This window comes from Pseudomonas fuscovaginae SE-1 (genome assembly GCF_000364705.1).
In the GTDB taxonomy this organism is placed as follows: Bacteria; Pseudomonadota; Gammaproteobacteria; order Pseudomonadales; family Pseudomonadaceae; genus Aquipseudomonas; species Aquipseudomonas fuscovaginae_A.
In genome coordinates this window covers 1-2,279 of the sequence record NZ_AQOH01000350.1, presented here as the reverse complement: position 1 = coordinate 2,279, position 2,279 = coordinate 1, and the positions used below count along the sequence as shown (strand labels likewise).

Annotated in this window: 2 protein-coding genes; both read right to left on the bottom strand. The window is 65.5% G+C overall.

Going from position 1 to position 2,279, the window contains the following annotated elements; genetic code table 11:
- The coding region (locus tag K675_RS0127805) for a molybdopterin cofactor-binding domain-containing protein (protein WP_017906736.1) at window positions 1-1,319 on the bottom strand (1,319 nt) is incomplete at its 3' end.
- Window positions 1,312-2,279, bottom strand: a 968-nt coding sequence (locus K675_RS0127800) for a xanthine dehydrogenase small subunit (protein WP_017906735.1), incomplete at its 5' end; no start/stop codon positions are given. The genes K675_RS0127805 and K675_RS0127800, both read right to left, overlap by 8 nt.

Here is a 2,279-nt window from a genome sequence, read left to right as displayed (position 1 = left end):
CGGATGGTTTCCCGCCGCTCGGCATACTGGCTGGTGGCCTCCAGCTCGGCGGTCATTTCCTCGAGCAGGTTGTGCTCGACGGTCTGGTAGTAATGGGTGATGTTGCGTTCGGTCTTGCCGTAGTAGTTGACCTTGCGCACCGCCAGCGGATCGAGGCCGAGGTGACGGGCGATGTGATCCATCACCTCCTCGATGGCGACCATTCCCTGTGGGCCGCCGAAGCCGCGGTAGGCGGTATTCGACGCGGTGTGGGTCTTGCAGCGATGGCCGTTGACCGTCGCATCGCCCAGGTAATAGGCGTTGTCGGCGTGGAACATGGCGCGGTCGACGATCGACGCCGAGAGGTCCGGCGAGCAGCCGCAGTTGCCGGCCAGCTCGAGGTTGATCCCGTGCAGCCGGCCGCGGCTGTCGAAGCCGACGTCGTATTCGATGTAGAAGGGGTGGCGCTTGCCGGTCATCAGCATGTCCTCGACCCGAGGCAGGCGCATCTTGGTCGGTTGCCCGGTCAGGCGCGCGACCACCGCGCAAAGGCAGGCCGGGCTGGCCGCCTGGGTCTCCTTGCCGCCGAAGCCGCCACCCATGCGGCGCATGTCGACCACCACCTTGTTCATCGGTATGTCGAGCACTTCGGCCACCAGCTTCTGCACTTCGGTGGGGTTCTGCGTCGAGCAGTAGACGATCATGCCGCCGTCCTCGGTGGGCATCACCGAGGAGATCTGGGTTTCCAGGTAGAAGTGCTCCTGGCCGCCGATGTGCAGGCTGCCCTGGATCCGATGCTCGGCGCTGGCCAGGGCGCTGGCCGAGTCACCGCGTTTGTGGGTATGGCTTTCCAGGACGAAATGGCGCTTGCGCAGGGCCTCGACCACGTCCAGTACCGGCTCCAGGTCCTCGTACTCGACGATGGCCGCCATGGCCGCCTGGCGCGCGGTTTCCATGTTCCGCGCGGCCACGGCGAGCACCGGCTGGCCAACGAACTCGACCTTGTCGATCGCCAGCAGCGGATCACCGGGCAGCAGCGGGCCGATGTCCTTGAGGCCGGGAATGTCCTCGTGGGTGATGACGATGCGCACGCCATCGAAGGCATGGCAGGGCGTGGTGTCGATCCGCAGGATGCGCGCATGGGCGCGATCTGAAAGCCGGGCATACACATGCAGCTGGTTGGGGAATTCCAGGCGGTCGTCGATATACACCGCTTCACCGGCCACATGCTTGTCGGCGCTCTCGTGCTTGACGCTGCGGCCGACGCCGCTGGTCAGGTCCCGGGCGAACAACTCGGCGAGTTCGGCCTGGGTTTTTTCCGCGACAGGATGGTTAGACATAGGCGGTCACCCGGGTCTCGATATGCGGCGTTTGCAGTTCGATGAAGTACTTGCGCAGCAGGTTCTGCGCACTGAGCAGGCGGTACTCCTTGCTGGCGCGGAAGTCCGACAGTGGCGTGAAGTCTTCGGCCAGAGCGGCGCAGGCGCGTTCGACACTGGCCTGGTTCCAGGGCTGGCCGAGCAGTGCGGCTTCGCAGGCCCGGGCGCGTTTCGGGATCGCCGCCATGCCGCCGAAGGCGATCCGCGCTTCGGCGACCAGGCCATCGTCGAGCCGCAGGTTGAACGCGGCGCACACCGCGGAAATATCATCGTCCAGCCGCTTGGATACCTTGTAGGCGCGAAACCGCCATTCGGCGCTGGCCCTGGGCACGATGATCTTCTCGATGAATTCGCTGTCCTGGCGGGCGGTCACCCGGTAGTCGATGAAATAGTCCTCCAGCGCCAGGTTGCGGCGGCGGCTGCCTTTGCGCAGCAGCAACTGTGCGTTCAGGGCGATCAGCAGGGGCGGTGAATCACCGATCGGCGAGGCGTTGCCGATATTGCCGCCGAGAGTGCCCTGGTTACGGATCTGCAGCGAGGCGAAGCGTTGCAGCAATTCGCCGAAATCCGGGTACTCGACCGCCAGGGCGGCATGACAATCGCTGAGGGGGACCGCCGCCCCGATTTCCAGGCGGTCGTCGAAACGCTCGATGCGCTTGAGTTCGGCGACCTGGCTGACGTGGATCATCACCGGCAGCGACCGATGAAACTGGGTGACCTCCAGGGTCAGGTCGGTGCCACCGGCCAGCAGGCGGGCCTGCGGGTACGACTCGTAGAGCTCGGCCAGGTCGGCGACGGTCAGGGGCACCAGGCAACGCTTGTCGCCGCTGTTCAATTCACCGGTGTTGCAGGGGGCGATGGCCTTCAGGCGGGCGATGGTCTGTGCCTGGCGGCTGTCGAACTGGTCGACCGGCTTGTTGC